At 68.8% G+C, this 247-nt stretch carries 1 pseudogene; it reads left to right on the forward strand.

What is annotated here, in order from left to right:
• Positions 1–9 precede the first annotated feature (9 nt).
• Positions 10–247 (forward strand): annotated as a pseudogene (locus CVH10_RS23130) (hypothetical protein); the annotation flags it as partial.

Consider the following 247-nt stretch of genomic DNA (forward strand, 5'->3'; position numbering starts at 1 on the left):
ACGACAGTCTTGGGCGTGATCGCGGCGGCGACCGCTCTTGCCGGATGCGGCAACGCAGAGCGCGATCCGCGCACCCTGCCACCCGTCGTTCGTATCGCCACCGCAGGTCAGGCGATCGATGGAGAGCGCAGCTTCTCGGGCGTCGTCGCGTCGCGCGTCCAGTCCGATCTGGGCTTTCGTGTCGGCGGGCGGATCACGCAGCGGCTCGTCGACGTCGGCGATACGGTACGTGCAGGGCAGGACCTAC

The organism is Halomonas sp. ND22Bw, from assembly GCF_003011945.1.
GTDB classification, from domain to species: domain Bacteria; phylum Pseudomonadota; class Gammaproteobacteria; order Pseudomonadales; family Halomonadaceae; genus Halomonas; species Halomonas halophila.